The following is a 15,412-nucleotide window of genomic DNA, read 5'->3' on the forward strand; positions in this document are numbered from 1 at the left end:
TTAAAAAACGAATGACGTGGTTCGAAACCATCCCACGTAAAAAAACTAAGGAGATTTTGTCATGAATATAAGAACATTAGTTGGTAATGGTATTTTAGCGGCATTATATATTGCTGTTTCTATGCTTATTCAGCCATTTGGCTTTACGAATGTACAGTTTCGTATTTCAGAGATGTTTAATCATCTCGTTGTATTTAATAAAAAGGCGATTTATGGGATTGTATTAGGTGTATTTTTAACGAATCTTTTTTTCTCACCTATGATTGCTTATGATTTAGTATTTGGAGTTGGGCAATCGATTCTTGCGCTTCTTGCAACTATTATTTCTATGCGCTTTATTAAAGGTGTCTGGGCTCGTATGATTTTTAATACAGTTATCTTTACAGTTACAATGTTTATGATAGCGATTGAACTTCACCTTGCGTTTGATCTACCATTTTTATTTACATGGTTAACATGTGCAGCTGGTGAGTTTGTCGTAATGGCAATCGGTATGCCTGTAATGTACTGGATTAACAAACGAGTACAATTTGAAAGATTTATGTAATATATGAAAAGAGCTGTTTCCGATATGGAACAGCTCTTTTTGTATTTTTATATGTTATGACTTGTTTCGTTCATTTTGAATATAATACTGTGACTCTTGATACAATATAATAAAATAAATATAAGAAGTCTTATATAAGGGGAATCTAGTATGAAATATAAAATACATTGGTTGTATAAAACGAAGCGTGGTCTACAAACGGAATTAACAACAGATTATATGAGCATAGAAGAAGTGCTTCAATTTGCGGAGGATTTTGAAAAAACGGGAAGGGTAAAAGACCTTTTATTTTACGATGAAATGGATGCGGAATGGTCATTAAAAGAGATGAAAAAACTGAGTAAGCAAGTGGAGGAAGAGCCACAAGAAATTCAGGTTTATTTTGATGGTGGTTATGATGTAGAAACGAAAGAAGCAGGAGTTGGCATATGTGTGTACTATAAAAAAGGAAATACCAATTATCGAATTCGTCGCAATGCATACATAGAAGGAATATATGATAATAACGAAGCGGAATATGCAGCATTATTATACGGGATGAATATACTCGAGGAATTAGGGGTTAAATATGAAGCAGTTATACTTCGTGGAGATTCTCAAGTTGTACTGCAGCAATTAGCTGGAGAATGGCCTTGCTACGATGAACATTTAAATCATTACTTAGATCAAATTGAACAAAAGGCGAAACAAATGAAATTAAAGCTTGTATGTGAACCGGTATCTAGAAAACAAAATAAAGAGGCGCATCAATTAGCTACACAAGCTTTAGAAGGGACTGTAATTGACAGTCATAAAGAAATAACCGAATAGTGAGGTGCAAATGTGTGAATAAGAAGCGGCTTATTACAGAAGTAAACGATTTGTTAGAAACATATTGCGAAGGGTGTTTCTTACAAGAACACAATCGAAAAGCTCATAGTAAATATTATGCTCATTCTTTTTGCATACGGCAATGTACTGTCGGAGAGAAGTTAAAGAAATATGGAGAGCAGTTGTCATAAAGAAACATCCAGAGAATTTTCTCTGGATGTTTTTAATGTTTCGCTTCATGCAATTGATGTTCGCATTGACTTAGTTTTTTTTCTTCATTTATTAAGAACGGTTCGTCTAAATCTGTCGCAACAGATTTCATAATTTCAAGCTGAGAACGTGCAGATTCCACTGCATTCGTTGCATGTTCTAATGATTCTGGATCCATTGTAATTGTCGCAGAACCAACCATTTTTTGTGCAGTCTCAACACGGAATTTTACTTCTTCAAAATCATTTACATGTGAACCCATTACAAATTCCTCCTTTGTATTCTGACGCATTTCACATAGTTTTTACTCTGCAAAACGGAAATATACAAAGGAATAATAAAGGAGGTTACCAAGTAAGGTAACCTCCTTTTATATGCTGGATTAAAGCTTTACTACGTTAGCAGCTTGAGGTCCACGGTTTCCTTCAGTAATGTCGAAAGATACTTCTTGACCTTCTTCTAAAGCTTTGTAGCCTTCGCCTTGAATAGCAGTGAAATGTACGAATACATCGTCAGCGCCCTCGATTTCGATAAACCCAAAACCTTTTTCGTTATTAAACCATTTTACTTTTCCTTGCATGTTACAATTCCTCCTAAAATACGATTGCGTTTTCATTTAGTGAAATTCATTTAAAATATAAGAAAAACTAAAAATGCTATATTCTTGAATATTCTGCTAAATGATATTTTAAATATACATGAATTGGTAGAATTTAGTCAAGTAAGCGGTTTAAATTTTTTGTATTTTTAAATAATTTTTTTCGTTCGAATTTTTAAAATGGTATAGGACGAGTTCTTTATCTAATATGCTTAAATGAATGCTGTACATAACGGGGTGAAAGAATGGAGCAGTCGTACTTATTAGATAATGATGGGATGAAAAATAGAATCGATATACCAAAGTGGGTTATGGAGGAATTTGAAAACTTTTCTAATGTTGTATTAGACCCAACCTTTCCATGCTATTTTGGTTTAACAGCTTTAAAGAAGAATGAGCTTCGTTACTCATTTCTTTGTCATAACGATTGGAGTCATTTGTCGAGTACAATGTTATCTTTTTTAGAGTTAATGAAAGAACGTCCGATTGTAAGACGAGGTTTTTTTCTTTTTGTAGAACCAGAACGTGAAGAGAAGTCAATAGAGTATTACCGTAATTATTTTTGGAAAGTACTACAATATTTACATGAAAAAGACAATCAATCATGGCCAGAACAAATTCCAGAAAATCCAGATCATCATTTATGGGAATTTTCATTTGGTGGTGAGCCAATCTTTGCATTTGGAAATGCGCCTGCTTATAAACAGCGAAAAACGAGATATTTAGGAAACTCACTTATTATCGGATTTCAGCCACGTACCATTTTTGATGGACTAGAAGGAGATCGTTCGAAAGGAGCATATTCAAGGCAAATGGTTCGGGAGAGAGTGGAAAAGTGGGATCAATTGCCGAAGCATCCGAATATTAGCCATTATGGTGATTCAGAACATCGCGAATGGAAGCAATATTTTATCGGAGATGATATTGAACCAATTCAGGGAAAGTGTCCGTTTCATCATAAAGTAGAAAAATGAGAGCCATCACATAGAGGGCTCTTTTGTATATTTTGGATAAAAAAGGGTATTTTACATATGTATATTTCTTATGAAAGCTAGTCTATTTGTTATATTTCCCTCATTAGTTAATAGTAAAAGGAAATGGAAAGGACAGAACGATGTTTGGAGCAATTATACAACAAATTGTATTAGGTATTTCATTAGCCGCACCAGTAGGTCCAATTAATATTGAGATGTTAAAGCGAGGGATTGAAAGAGGGTTTTGGCATGCTTGGATTGTTGGGATTGGAGGCATGAGTGCGGATATTTTGTTTATGCTTCTCATTTATTTTGGCTTATCTTCTGTGTTCATGTATACATATGTACAAGCATTTATGTATTGTATGGGATTTTTCTTGTTGTTTTATTTGGGATTTCAAAGTGTAAAACAAGGAATTTCTCACTCGAATATGGAATATAAACAAGAAGAGGTAGGTGGACTTAAGCAATCTTTCATGGCAGGGTTTTTAATTGCAATATCGAATCCGTTAAATCTCGTTTTTTGGTTCGGTATATATGGGAGTACGCTTAGTTCATTGCTTACGAAGGTAACAAAACAAGAAGCTTTCTTGTATAGTCTTTGTATTATCGTAGGTATTATTTTATGGAATTTAAATATTGCTTTTTCTGTTCATTTCGGACGAACTTTGTTAAAGAAAAAAGCGCTCGGTTATATTACAGCGGGTGCTGGTATTATTCTTGTCGGATATTCTATCCATTTTGCATACAAAGCTTTACAGTTGTTCACATAAGATTGAAGGGGAGATTTTTATGTATCGAACCACTATTGACGGAAAAGAAATTATCATCACATTAGCACCAAAAATTCGAAAAGAAATTACTGATAGGAATCCATTATATGAGGCTGTTCTTTATAATACAGCAAGGTTATTACAAACGAAGCAACCGACGTTTGCTTTAAATCATGAAGTATTCGGTCTTATTATTGGAGAAGTGCAAAGGGGAGAAGTAACAGTCTTTGCAGTTGAACATATTATCCCGAAACAAAATATATTTGGTCCGAACAATTTTTTTTCTACAATAGAACAGCAAGCAAATTTGTAAAATGAATAGAATAAAACAAGATGTGAAAAAACGGTCGTAACAATATGTTGCGGCTATTTGTTCGAAGAAGGGGGTAAGGAAAGTGAAAAGGGTGACGAAGGAATTCTTTTTGCAACATGATATTGTCATTATGTTTGGAGTGTTATTACTATTTATCATTGTATTAAAAATGCAGTTGTTTACATGGATAGGTATTGTATCGTGTCTTATTGGAGTCGTTTTTTATACGATTAACGAATATGTAACGCATCGTTTTTTATTTCATATTAAGCCACCTAAAAATCGCTTTTTACTAAAAATGTTAAGAAGGTTACATTATGATCACCACGTATATCCAGACGATTTAAAGCTATTATTTTTACCAGTTTGGTATAGCCTGCCTGGCTTTGCAATTTATTTATTCATACTGTATGGATTCACAAAGAACGTAACGGTTACCTTGTCATTTGGAATTGGAATGATAATAATGCTTTTTGTTTATGAATGGAAACATTATATTGCGCATAGGCCAATTCGGCCGTTTACACGGTTTGGGAGATGGCTTAAAAAACAGCATATATTACATCATTACAAAAATGAAAAGTATTGGTTTGGGGTTTCAAATCCATTGTATGATTTTTTATTTGGTACGTATAAAGACGGAAAAGATGTTGAACTGAGCGAAACAGCACGAAATTTAGAAAAGGAGAAAAAGACAGAAGTGGTGCAATAAGCACCACTTTTATTTTGGGAAATATTTTTGAAATTTAGGAGGAAATGACGAAAAATGTCTACCGAAAAATCTTTGCATAGAAGTAGAGATTGTCTAAAATGAAAATAAAGTTTCTGAATATTTATAAAATTTGGGTTTTAAAAAAGCGAATGGTAACTTGTTTTAAGAATAAGGGAGAGAGGATGGGGAAAATGAAACGAGATGATACTTCAGCACGTAAGTTACAAAATGGGGTAAATTATACAGAGGTTGTTCAGTCGGCGGAATTTCAATTATTACTAGAAAAGAAACGGAAATTTATTGTTCCGATGAGTATTTTCTTTTTAAGTTTTTTTATTGCATTACCTATTTTAACATCGTATTCAAAAGTATTGAATACACCGGTATTCGGCGATGTAACGTGGGCATGGGTGTTTGCTTTTGCACAATTTATTATGACATGGGCATTATGTATGATTTATAGCAAAAAAGCAGAATCATTTGATAAAATTTCTTCGAAAATTCTTCAAGATATGCAAAAAAGGAGGCGATAAATTTGAATACAACAGCATTTGCACTCTTTTTAGTTATTGTCCTTGGTACACTTGTTATAACATATTTCGCATCGAAAAAAACGAAAAATGCGAGTGAATTTTATACAGCAGGAGGGGGATTAACTGGTTGGCAAAATGGTCTGGCCATTGCGGGAGATTACATGTCGGCTGCTTCTTTTCTTGGAATTGCTGGAGCGATAGCTTTAACTGGATTTGACGGTTTCTTTTATAGTATTGGTTTCCTTGTTGCTTACTTAGTTGTTTTGTATTTAGTTGCAGAACCACTTAGAAATTTAGGGAAGTATACGTTAGCTGATATGATTGCAGCACGTTTTGATGCAAAAAAGGTGCGAGGGGTTGCGGCATTAAATACGATGACAATTTCAATTTTCTATATGATTGCACAATTAGTTGGTGCTGGTGCACTTATTAAATTATTATTAGGAATTGAGTATACGACGTCTGTATTAATCGTTGGTACACTTATGACAGTGTACGTTATTTTTGGAGGTATGACAGCTACAAGTTGGGTACAAATTGTAAAAGCTGTTCTACTCATGGCAGGAACGTTTCTTATTTCGGTGATCGTTTTCGCAAAATTCAACTTCAGTGTAACGGAAATGTTTGCTCAAATGAAAACAGCAACACCGTTAAAAGAAGCCTTTTTAAACCCGGGTGTGAAATATAAAGATGGACTTGATACACTTTCTTTAAATTTAGGACTTGTTCTGGGCACAGCGGGATTACCACATATTCTTGTCCGCTTTTTCACAGTGCGTGATGCAAAAACAGCTCGGCAATCGGTTGTTTATGCAACGTGGTTAATTGGTGCATTTTATATTATGACTATTTTCCTAGGGTTTGGGGCAGCAGCATTTGTAGGAAATGAAGCAATTATTAAAGCAAATCCAGCAGGTAATATGGCAGCACCTTTATTAGCAAAAGCGTTAGGTGGAGATTTCTTATTCGCATTCGTATCGGCAATTGCTTTTGCAACAATTTTAGCTGTGGTAGCAGGTCTTGTATTAACAGCAGCTTCAGCATTCGCTCATGATTTTTATAATGAGATTATTCGTAAAGGGAAATCAACGGAAAAAGAACAAGTGTCAATGGCACGTTATGCGTCAATTGGAGTTGCGGTATTATCTATTATACTTGCATTATTCGCTCAAACGTTAAACGTAGCATTTTTAGTTTCACTAGCATTTGCAGTTGCAGCAAGTGCAAACTTACCAGTTATTTTATTTACAATATATTGGAAGCGTTTTAATACAACGGGAGCGATTTGTGGCATGATCGTTGGACTTGTTTCAGCGATTGTTCTTGTAGCGTTAAGTCCAAATGTTTGGAATCCTGTAGCAGGGAAAGCTATTTTTGTCGGGGAAGCGCTATTCCCATATACGACACCTGGAATTATTTCGATTCCGCTTGGATTCCTTGCAGCATACTTAGGAACAATTCTCTCTAGTAAGAAAGAAGATGCAGCGAAATTTGATGAAATTCTCGTGAAATCTAATACGGGCCACGGGATTAGTGATGCGTCTACACATTAATGAAAAGAGGAGCTTTCCGCATAATTTGGAAAGCTCCTCCTTATTTTGGAATTTCCCTAGAAATATTACGTTATAGTTGGTAGGATTTGTTTCGTTTCTGTGGAATGAAAATAAGCAGGGAGAAAATTAACTCATCATGGCACCAGCGCAGCTTTGTGAAAAATAAGTTGTTATGGAAGGTGGAAGAAATGATGAAAACAAAACAAACAGATGAATTATTAGCAAAAGATGAGCAATATGTTTGGCATGGAATGCGTCCCTTTAGCCCGAATAGTACAATGGTGGGGGCAAAGGCGGAAGGCTGCTGGGTGGAAGATATACATGGGAAAAGATATTTAGATGGTATGAGTGGTCTTTGGTGTGTAAATAGTGGATACGGAAGAAAAGAGCTTGCAGAGGCAGCATACGAACAATTACAAACATTATCCTATTTTCCGATGTCACAATCACATGAACCAGCAATTAAGCTCGCTGAGAAATTAAATGAGTGGCTTGGAGGGGAATACGTTATTTTCTTCTCCAATAGTGGATCAGAAGCAAATGAAACAGCTTTTAAAATAGCAAGGCAATATTATGCACATAAAGGTGAAGCACACCGTTATAAATTTATGTCACGTTATCGTGGTTATCATGGAAATACAATGGCGACGATGGCAGCGACAGGACAAGCACAGCGCAGATATCAATATGAGCCATTTGCTTCAGGCTTTTTACATGTAACACCGCCAGATTGTTACCGTATGCCTGGTGTTAAATCACAAAACATTTATGATGTAGAATGCGTAAAAGAAGTAGATCGTGTTATGACGTGGGAATTAAGCGAAACGATAGCCGGATTCATTATGGAACCAATTATTACAGGCGGAGGCATTTTAATGCCGCCACAAGATTACATGAAGGCTGTTCATGAAACGTGTCAAAAGCATGGTGCACTGCTTATTAGTGATGAAGTTATTTGTGGTTTTGGGCGCACAGGAAAAGCATTTGGCTTTATGAATTATGACGTGAAGCCTGATATCATTACAATGGCAAAAGGTATTACAAGTGCATACTTACCATTATCAGCAACAGCTGTGAAAAAAGAAATTTATGAAGCGTTTAAGGGAACGGGAGAATATGAATTTTTCCGCCATATTAATACGTTTGGTGGGAATCCAGCTGCTTGTGCATTAGCACTTAAAAATTTAGAAATTATGGAAAATGAAAATTTAATTGAGCGTTCTGCACAGATGGGATCCCTTTTATTAAATCAGCTAAAAGAAGAGATTGGGGATCACCCACTTGTTGGAGATATTAGAGGAAAAGGATTGTTAGTCGGGATAGAATTAGTAAACGATAAAGAAACGAAAGAGCCAATTGATAACGATAAAATTGCAAGCGTTGTGAATGCTTGTAAAGAAAAAGGATTAATCATTGGACGTAACGGGATGACAACGGCAGGTTATAATAATGTTTTAACATTAGCACCTCCTCTTGTTATTTCAAGTGAAGAAATTGCTTTCGTTGTTGGAATAGTGAAGACGGCGATGGAGCGAATTTAGTAAATAGAAGTAAAAGCGAGCTGAAATTTAAGGCTCGCTTTTTGTTTATGAAATATTATTAAGGAGGAATTGTAATGGAAAGGTATGATTCTAGTCAACATAATCACATCGGGTATTACGAAGATGGATATGATTTAGAGCTTATAGCATACAAAAAAATAAACGAGTCAGTTTGGGATGCATATATTCCAGAATATGAAGCTGGGAGCTTTTGTGAGCAAGTGAAGAAAAAAGGATTAGGGGAATATATATAGAATTATGGAATTAAAGTATATTCATTTGATGATGATATCGATGATGAAGAAGTACATAACATTTTTGAGAAATGCTTAAAGAAGAATGGAATTATATAGAGATAAAACGAAAACGAGATTGCTACCTTGTAAGATAGTAATCTCGTTTTTATTTGAAATTTAGTTATTTGCTTTTAATTGTGTATCTTTTGCACCAAAAGTGTATTTTAACATCGGTGGTGTAATCATCGTTGTTAAAATAACGACAATAACGATTGCTGTAAAGTAGTCTTGTGCTAATAGTCCAGAAGAAAGTCCTGTTCCTGCGATGATAAGAGCAACCTCACCACGAGAAACCATACCAGATCCAATAATTGCAGAAGATTTCATATCAAATCCAGTGATTCGTGCACCAAAGCCACAACCGATTAGTTTCGTGAATACAGCGATTACTGTTAATGCCAAAATGAACCAGATTTGATCACCAATACCGTCAAACGTAATATTCATACCGATACTAACGAAGAATACTGGTACGAACATAGCGTAAGCGATTGGTTCTACTTTCTTTTCTACTTCATGTTTGTAGTTGGTTTGTGAAATTGCAATACCAGCTGCGAAAGCACCGATAATACCAGCAATTCCTAAAAGTTCGCCGAAATATGCGAAAGAGAAACAGATGATAAGAGCTGCGCTAATAATAGACTCAGATACACGTAGTGGTGATAACCAACGCATGATCATTGGAACACCTTTCCATCCGATTAAAATAATAGACGCAAAGAATACTACTTTTTTCAAGATAATCATTGTTAAATTAACATCATCTGTACCTAAGAAGCTCATCGCGAATGCTAATAAAATAACAACAAGAATGTCATCAAATACAGCTGCGCCAAGCATCGTTGTACTTTCACGTGTTTTCATCTTCCCTAGATCACGAAGTGTTTGTACGGAAATACTAACACTTGTTGCGCATAGAAGTAATCCTAAAAATACAGCATTAGCTTGTTCCATACCCATAACAAGACCCGCAACGTAACCACCTACAAATGGAAGGATGATACCACCCAATGCGACTGCTAAAGAAGAATTACGGTTTTCATTTAATTCTTTTAAATCTGTTTCTAAACCAGCCATAAACATGAGGAGTATAACCCCAACATTACTTAACTGTGTTAGAAGGTCTGAATTCTCGATCCACCCTAATACAGCAGGGCCAATTACAATACCAACGATTAATTTTCCGAGTACGGAAGGCTGACCTAATCTTACACTAAGATCGCCAGCAAGTTTTGTGCTTAATAAAATTAGTGCAATCTGAAAGAAAAATTCAAATCCCATCTCATCTCTCCTTGTCATTTATATTTTTTATTATACGATTTCTCGGAATTTGCTTAATGATAATATGTAGAATACATTAAACAAAAGATCTTTATAGAGGTTCTTTTGAACTTGTAACTTGAACTTGTAATTAATATATAATATATTTTATAAAAAATCAATGTAAATTCAGCAGATTTTTGTAGAGCAAATCATTTTCGTTAGCTTTTTGGAGGGTATATCTTATCATTTATCGATTCTTAAACAAGTTCAATGTAAGTTTTGTTTTATTTAGTATGAGTGTATTTTTTATAACAAATAATAAAGCATAGATGATATTTGATGATGTAAGTAATTATAAGGGTGAAAAAGGAGGGCTTCAGCTTGAACGCATTAGAAAATAAATTATCTATCGTTGCTCTAGGTGGAATAAATGAGATAGGAAAAAATATGTATGCAATTCAATATGCAAATGACATTATAATTATCGATTGTGGCTCTAAATTTCCGGATGAAAGTTTATTAGGGATTGACTTAATTATTCCTGACATTACATACTTGCAGGAAAATAAAGAAAAAATCCGTGGGTTAGTAGTAACTCACGGGCATGAAGATCATATTGGTGGGATTCCATATTTATTAAAACAATTGAATGTGCCGATATATGCGACAAAGTTAACGCTTGGCTTAATTGATATTAAGTTAAAAGAACATAATCTTCAAAAGGAAACGGAATTAATTGTTATTCATTCTGAATCAATAATTGAATTAGGTTCTATACAGGTAACTTTCTTTAAAACAAATCATAGTATTCCTGACTGTCTTGGTATTGTATTTCATACATCAGAAGGTACTGTAGTGCATACAGGTGATTTTAAGTTTGATTTAACACCTGTAAATAATCAATATCCTGATATTCATAAAATGGCTAAAATAGGGAGCGAAGGTGTTCTAGCTTTACTTTCCGAAAGTACAAATGCAGAACGTCCAGGATTTACGCCGTCAGAAAGGTCTGTAGGAGAGCGTATTGAAGAAGCATTTATGAAGGCAAGTAGAAAAGTTATTATTTCTACATTTGCTTCTAATGTTAATCGTGTACAGCAAGTAGTAGAGGCATGTATAAAGACGAATAGAAAATTAGCTTTGCTTGGAAGAAGTATGGTAAATGTAGTAGATGTTGCTTTAGAAAAAGGATATTTACATATTCCAGATGGAATGTTAATTGAAGCAAATGAAGTGAACCGATTAGATCCTGATCGGGTTGCAATACTTTGTACAGGGAGCCAAGGAGAGCCAATGGCAGCTTTAGCTCGTTTAGCTAGTGGAAACTATAGACAGGTGGATATATTACCAGAAGATACTGTTATTATAGCGGCAACTCCTATTCCAGGAAATGAACGTAATGTTTCACGAATTATAGATAATTTATTTGTATTAGGAGCAAAAGTTATTTATGGATCAGGTAGCTCTACTGGAATGCATGTATCTGGTCACGCTTATCAAGAAGAATTAAAATTAATGATTACTTTAATGAAGCCGAAATATTTTATCCCAATTCACGGGGAATTTAGAATGCTACACCACCATAGTTTGTTAGCGGAATCTGTTGGTGTTGAGAAAGAAAATATTTTTGTCATTCGTAATGGTGATGTTGTTGACATAAGTAATCAAACGGCAACTCAATCTAGAAAAATACAAGCGGGGAATATATATGTAGATGGATTAGGAATTGGGGATGTTGGAAATGCCCTTTTACGTGATCGAAAACAACTTTCGGAAGACGGTATGCTTGTTATAGTTATTACTTTTAATAAGGTGGATGGAGAAGTCATTTCTGGTCCAGATATTATTTCTCGTGGATTTGTATATGTTCGCGATTCAGAAGAGTTTTTAAAGAGACTAAACGAATTAGTCGTCATAACGGTTAATAATTTGAAGAAAGAGAATGTTAATAGTTGGGGTATTTTAAAGAGAGAGGTAAGAGAAGCTTTAGGACAATTTATATATACTAATACGAAAAGAAAACCAATGATTCTTCCTATCATAATAGAGGTTTAAAAGTTAATATGAAAAATAAAAAGGAATTCTTGTATATTAGAATTCCTTTTTTGTTTTGGAGAAAGATTGGACATATAATGAAATAAACAAAATCGAAAGGAAATAAAAAGATGTTATTAAATCAACGCTTTACAATTGGAGAAATGGCGAAAATGCATAATATAGCGGAATCTACATTACGTTATTATGATGAGAAAGGAATTTTTCATCCGTCAATTGTTGATCCGCAAACAAATTATCGCTATTACACAATAGATCAGTTCTCACTATTAGACACAATTAAATTTTTACGCCAGCTTAATATTCCGTTAAAGGAAATAAAGAAATATATTGATGAACGTAATCCGTCTTATGCGCTGAATTTACTTGAAAAGCAACAAGAAATGATGTTGAAAAAGCAAAGGGAAATCGAGTATGCTTTGGCAAAAATGGAACATAAAATCCGTTTAATGAAGAAAGCGACGAAATCAGAAGCGAACCAAATTATTTTTAAAAAGATACCGAAGCGAAACATAACAGCGATTGCAGTTGCGCCTAATACAACGGATGATATGTTTGAATACTATATCCATTCGCTGCAAAAAAATATGAAGCAAATTGATGATAGTTTATTTTCAGGAGATATCGGTGTAACAATTTCAAAAAAAGCATTAATGCAAAATGAGTTTCAAGCATATAACAGTGTGTTTATTCTATTGGATTACATGCCTTATCAAGTGCATACTTCAGATGAAATTAAAGAAGGTTTATTTGCTTGTTCTTATCATCATGGACCTTATGAAGAAACAGATGCAACGTATAAGGAGTTACTTACATACATTGATAATAAAGGTTACGAAGTGAATGGAGATTCGATTGAGATTGGGTTAATTGATTGGTCTGTAACAGAAAACCCAAATGAGCAAGTAACGGAAATTCAAATACCTGTTGCAAAAAAATAAGCTTATATATTTTTCGATTCTCTATTGACCTTCAAGTTACTTGAAGGTTTAAACTGTGAACAGAGCGTTGAAAAAAGGAGCATAATAGTATGGAAGCAACAGAAAAATTAAGAGAAAAACCAATTAAAAGTTTATTTATTTCTTATTTAATACCTGCTGTTCTTGGCATGGTATTAATGTCGGTTAATATTATGATTGATGCGGTCATGATTAGTAGAGGAGTTGGAGCGAACGGTTTAGCAGGAGTAAACGTGGCTATTCCAGCGTTTTCAATTTTCTTCTCTATTTCATTATGGATTGGAATGGGCGGGGCAACGTTATATTCAATTGCACTAGGTGAAAATAAACTAGAAAGAGCGAGGTCTATTTTTACGCAATCTATGACAGTAGCAGTTATTATCGTAGGTGTTTTAGCAGCTATTTGTTTATGGAGAATAGAAGATTTAGCATATTTATTCGGTGCAAATGAAGTGATTTTACCATATGCAATAGACTATCTACACGTGTTATTAACATTTGGAATGATATACGTTTTAGAAAATATTTTAAGTACATTTATACGAAATGATGGAAATCCCAATTTAGCAATGGCAGGTCTTGTTGTAACGGCTGTATTGAACATAGTGTTTGACTATATTTTTATTTTCATCTTTGGATGGGGCGTAACAGGTGCTGCCTCAGCGACTATTCTTTCGGCAGCGATTGGTTTCCTTGTACTATTATCTCACTTCTTTAGAAAAAGTAGTGTTTTAAAATGGACGAAATTCCATTTTGAATGGAATACGGTTAAACAAATTATGGTAATTGGTTTCCCAAGTTTTACAGCAGAAAGTACAGTTGCAATTGTAACAATTGGTTTTAACATTGCTTTTGTTCAATATGCAGGAGAACTAGGTGTAGCGTCTTATGCGATGGTAAATAGTATTCATGCAATGGCATTACTATTATTCTTCGGTGTTGGGGCGGCATTACAGCCGATTGCTAGTTTTCATTATGGTGCAAATTTATCAGAAAGATTACGAGAAGGATTGCAGTTTGCTGTGAAAATTGCAGTTATACTCGGAGGCGTGGCAATTGTCATCGGTTTATTCTTAGGGAAATATATAATCGGCTTATTTGATGTTCAATCAACAGAACTATTAGAGTTAACTTTAACAGGTATTAGTTTATTCTTTATTCAGTACGTATTTTTAGGTTATAATATTGTGTATGGAGAGTATTTCCAATCAGTGAGACAAACGAGAAAATCAGTTTTCATTATTTTGAGTCGTGGTTTATTATTTATTATTCCATTGTTATGGATTATGCCGAAATTATTCGGTATAAACGGAATTTGGCTCGTTATGCCAGTATCGGAAGTATTAACAGCGATTATTGTATTTACGATGAATCGTATGAAACATCCTGTTCCATTGAGAATGGTGGAAAAGGAACAAGCATTATAACGAAGAATCCCCTTATAAAAATTAAGGGGATTTTTTATTTTTTAAGCTAATAGCGAAGGATCCGTTCGTTTCTTGAACGGAAGCAAAGGCGACGTTCTTAATATCCGTGACTCCTTTTTCTTTAAGTTCTTTATATAGCCACTTTTCATTTTTATGGATTAGTTTTAAATTATCATGTTGAATTTGTGAATCAACGATGAGTGCGATTGGCAACCCAGCATATGAAACATCAATATTCATATCTTTTGGAGTAAGGGGAACGAGCTCTCTTTTAGGTAAAATACTAATGGCCCCATTTGCTTCTAAAATTGCATATTCAATCTCATGGACGCTAGGATATCCTGCTACCCGAAGATTAGAAAGTAGTTCGGCAATCGGATACCTACTCTTCTTTAAATTTTCAAAAACAATATCTCCATGTTTAATTAAAATAATGGGATGTCCAAGAACGAAGCGATTGAGTTTATTTAGTAAGCTTAATTTTGTAAGGATTAGGTGTAAACAAGTAATGACAACCATACCGGTAAAAGCTTGTAAAGCTCCGTTAACAGGAATCGCCTGGAAAGCTAAATAAGACAAAAAGATAATTGCGCCAAAGTCATGAGGTGTTAATTGTGCAAGTGCGGATTTTCCTAGTAGCTTGAGCGATATTAAAAATAATAGAAAGAAGAACGATACTTTACATAAAAAAACAAGCAATATGTACACTCCTTCGTGCGAAGTTGTATTTATTATTCCCATGTTTATAATAAATATTACTTTTAGAGGAGAATTTAGGGTGAATTGGAAATTACATGTATACAAACAAATTGATGGACATTATGATAAAAAAATAGAGAAAATAGGAG

17 protein-coding genes, 1 pseudogene and 1 riboswitch are annotated in these 15,412 nt (G+C 34.3%); of the genes and pseudogenes, 14 read left to right on the plus strand and 4 right to left on the minus strand.

Annotated elements, in window-relative coordinates:
• Nucleotides 1-10: 10 nt before the first annotated feature.
• A riboswitch (PreQ1 riboswitch) is annotated at nt 11-55 on the plus strand.
• A gap of 6 nt (nt 56-61) precedes the next feature.
• The 3 genes from DJ93_RS20645 (at nt 62) to DJ93_RS20655 (ending at nt 1,548) form a co-directional block, all read left to right on the plus strand.
• Nucleotides 62-547, plus strand: a complete 486-nt coding sequence (locus tag DJ93_RS20645; RefSeq protein WP_042982950.1) for a QueT transporter family protein — start codon at nt 62-64, stop codon at nt 545-547.
• Nucleotides 548-697: 150 nt separating this feature from the next.
• The gene (locus tag DJ93_RS20650) at nt 698-1,357 is read left to right on the plus strand and encodes a ribonuclease H family protein (RefSeq protein ID WP_042982951.1); all 660 of its coding nucleotides are present in this window, start codon (nt 698-700) and stop codon (nt 1,355-1,357) included.
• Nucleotides 1,358-1,371: 14 nt separating this feature from the next.
• Nucleotides 1,372-1,548 (plus strand): zinc-finger domain-containing protein, encoded by a 177-nt coding sequence (locus DJ93_RS20655; protein WP_042982952.1) that lies wholly within the window; start codon nt 1,372-1,374, stop codon nt 1,546-1,548.
• A 32-nt stretch (nt 1,549-1,580) separates the two neighbouring features.
• Here DJ93_RS20655 and DJ93_RS20660 read toward each other — a convergent pair whose 3' ends face one another.
• Both DJ93_RS20660 and cspB read right to left on the minus strand, forming a co-directional pair.
• Nucleotides 1,581-1,829, minus strand: a complete 249-nt coding sequence (locus DJ93_RS20660) for a DUF2564 family protein (RefSeq protein ID WP_042982953.1) — start codon at nt 1,827-1,829, stop codon at nt 1,581-1,583.
• A gap of 120 nt (nt 1,830-1,949) precedes the next feature.
• Nucleotides 1,950-2,147 (minus strand): cold shock-like protein CspB, encoded by a 198-nt coding sequence (gene cspB / locus DJ93_RS20665; protein WP_033674105.1) that lies wholly within the window; start codon nt 2,145-2,147, stop codon nt 1,950-1,952.
• A 263-nt stretch (nt 2,148-2,410) separates the two neighbouring features.
• Here cspB and DJ93_RS20670 point away from each other — a divergent pair, with 263 nt between their 5' ends.
• The 8 genes and pseudogenes from DJ93_RS20670 to DJ93_RS20705 all read left to right on the plus strand — a co-directional run bounded on the left by DJ93_RS20670 (nt 2,411) and on the right by DJ93_RS20705 (nt 8,917).
• The gene (locus DJ93_RS20670; protein WP_042982955.1) at nt 2,411-3,139 is read left to right on the plus strand and encodes a YqcI/YcgG family protein; all 729 of its coding nucleotides are present in this window, start codon (nt 2,411-2,413) and stop codon (nt 3,137-3,139) included.
• A gap of 140 nt (nt 3,140-3,279) precedes the next feature.
• Complete coding sequence (locus DJ93_RS20675; RefSeq protein WP_042982956.1) at nt 3,280-3,912, plus strand: LysE family transporter; 633 nt, start codon at nt 3,280-3,282, stop codon at nt 3,910-3,912.
• A gap of 19 nt (nt 3,913-3,931) precedes the next feature.
• Entirely contained in the window at nt 3,932-4,225 is a 294-nt protein-coding gene (locus DJ93_RS20680; RefSeq protein ID WP_042982957.1) for a hypothetical protein, read from the plus strand.
• An 82-nt stretch (nt 4,226-4,307) separates the two neighbouring features.
• Nucleotides 4,308-4,937: a sterol desaturase family protein gene (locus DJ93_RS20685; RefSeq protein WP_042982959.1), complete on the plus strand. Its 630-nt coding sequence runs from the start codon at nt 4,308-4,310 to the stop codon at nt 4,935-4,937.
• Between the two features lie 191 nt (nt 4,938-5,128).
• On the plus strand, nt 5,129-5,470 hold the full coding sequence (locus DJ93_RS20690) for a DUF485 domain-containing protein (RefSeq protein ID WP_042984277.1): 342 nt from the start codon (nt 5,129-5,131) through the stop codon (nt 5,468-5,470).
• A 2-nt stretch (nt 5,471-5,472) separates the two neighbouring features.
• Nucleotides 5,473-7,023, plus strand: coding sequence for a solute symporter family protein (locus tag DJ93_RS20695; protein WP_042982960.1), 1,551 nt, complete (start codon nt 5,473-5,475; stop codon nt 7,021-7,023).
• A 191-nt stretch (nt 7,024-7,214) separates the two neighbouring features.
• Nucleotides 7,215-8,564, plus strand: coding sequence for an aspartate aminotransferase family protein (locus tag DJ93_RS20700; protein WP_117287829.1), 1,350 nt, complete (start codon nt 7,215-7,217; stop codon nt 8,562-8,564).
• Nucleotides 8,565-8,638: 74 nt separating this feature from the next.
• A pseudogene (locus DJ93_RS20705) lies at nt 8,639-8,917 on the plus strand (DUF3986 family protein).
• A gap of 60 nt (nt 8,918-8,977) precedes the next feature.
• Here the strand turns inward: DJ93_RS20705 and DJ93_RS20710 are convergent.
• Entirely contained in the window at nt 8,978-10,141 is a 1,164-nt protein-coding gene (locus tag DJ93_RS20710; protein ID WP_042982963.1) for a cation:proton antiporter, read from the minus strand.
• 363 nt (nt 10,142-10,504) lie between these two features.
• On the opposite strand from DJ93_RS20710, the gene DJ93_RS20715 reads away from it, so the two are divergent.
• The 3 genes from DJ93_RS20715 to DJ93_RS20725 all read left to right on the plus strand — a co-directional run bounded on the left by DJ93_RS20715 (nt 10,505) and on the right by DJ93_RS20725 (nt 14,564).
• Nucleotides 10,505-12,178, plus strand: a complete 1,674-nt coding sequence (locus tag DJ93_RS20715; protein ID WP_042982964.1) for a ribonuclease J — start codon at nt 10,505-10,507, stop codon at nt 12,176-12,178.
• A gap of 110 nt (nt 12,179-12,288) precedes the next feature.
• Complete coding sequence (locus DJ93_RS20720; protein ID WP_042982965.1) at nt 12,289-13,119, plus strand: MerR family transcriptional regulator; 831 nt, start codon at nt 12,289-12,291, stop codon at nt 13,117-13,119.
• A gap of 89 nt (nt 13,120-13,208) precedes the next feature.
• Nucleotides 13,209-14,564, plus strand: a complete 1,356-nt coding sequence (locus tag DJ93_RS20725) for an MATE family efflux transporter (protein ID WP_042982966.1) — start codon at nt 13,209-13,211, stop codon at nt 14,562-14,564.
• A 21-nt stretch (nt 14,565-14,585) separates the two neighbouring features.
• Here DJ93_RS20725 and DJ93_RS20730 read toward each other — a convergent pair whose 3' ends face one another.
• Complete coding sequence (locus tag DJ93_RS20730) at nt 14,586-15,263, minus strand: DUF421 domain-containing protein (protein WP_042982968.1); 678 nt, start codon at nt 15,261-15,263, stop codon at nt 14,586-14,588.
• Nucleotides 15,264-15,412 lie beyond the last annotated feature (149 nt).

Origin of the sequence: Bacillus clarus (assembly GCF_000746925.1) — a bacterium.
Taxonomy (GTDB): domain Bacteria; phylum Bacillota; class Bacilli; order Bacillales; family Bacillaceae_G; genus Bacillus_A; species Bacillus_A clarus.

Excerpts from the sequence above, each read along its gene's own strand:
- DJ93_RS20645 (WP_042982950.1), top strand. The coding sequence starts at position 62 with ATGAATATAAGAACATTAGTTGGTAATGGTATTTTAGCGGCATTATAT.
- DJ93_RS20650 (WP_042982951.1), top strand. The coding sequence starts at position 698 with ATGAAATATAAAATACATTGGTTGTATAAAACGAAGCGTGGTCTACAA.
- DJ93_RS20660 (WP_042982953.1), bottom strand. The coding sequence starts at position 1,829 with ATGGGTTCACATGTAAATGATTTTGAAGAAGTAAAATTCCGTGTTGAG.
- cspB (WP_033674105.1), bottom strand. The coding sequence starts at position 2,147 with ATGCAAGGAAAAGTAAAATGGTTTAATAACGAAAAAGGTTTTGGGTTT.
- DJ93_RS20670 (WP_042982955.1), top strand. The coding sequence starts at position 2,411 with ATGGAGCAGTCGTACTTATTAGATAATGATGGGATGAAAAATAGAATC.
- DJ93_RS20675 (WP_042982956.1), top strand. The coding sequence starts at position 3,280 with ATGTTTGGAGCAATTATACAACAAATTGTATTAGGTATTTCATTAGCC.
- DJ93_RS20680 (WP_042982957.1), top strand. The coding sequence starts at position 3,932 with ATGTATCGAACCACTATTGACGGAAAAGAAATTATCATCACATTAGCA.
- DJ93_RS20690 (WP_042984277.1), top strand. The coding sequence starts at position 5,129 with ATGAAACGAGATGATACTTCAGCACGTAAGTTACAAAATGGGGTAAAT.
- DJ93_RS20700 (WP_117287829.1), top strand. The coding sequence starts at position 7,215 with ATGAAAACAAAACAAACAGATGAATTATTAGCAAAAGATGAGCAATAT.
- DJ93_RS20710 (WP_042982963.1), bottom strand. The coding sequence starts at position 10,141 with ATGGGATTTGAATTTTTCTTTCAGATTGCACTAATTTTATTAAGCACA.
- DJ93_RS20720 (WP_042982965.1), top strand. The coding sequence starts at position 12,289 with ATGTTATTAAATCAACGCTTTACAATTGGAGAAATGGCGAAAATGCAT.
- DJ93_RS20725 (WP_042982966.1), top strand. The coding sequence starts at position 13,209 with ATGGAAGCAACAGAAAAATTAAGAGAAAAACCAATTAAAAGTTTATTT.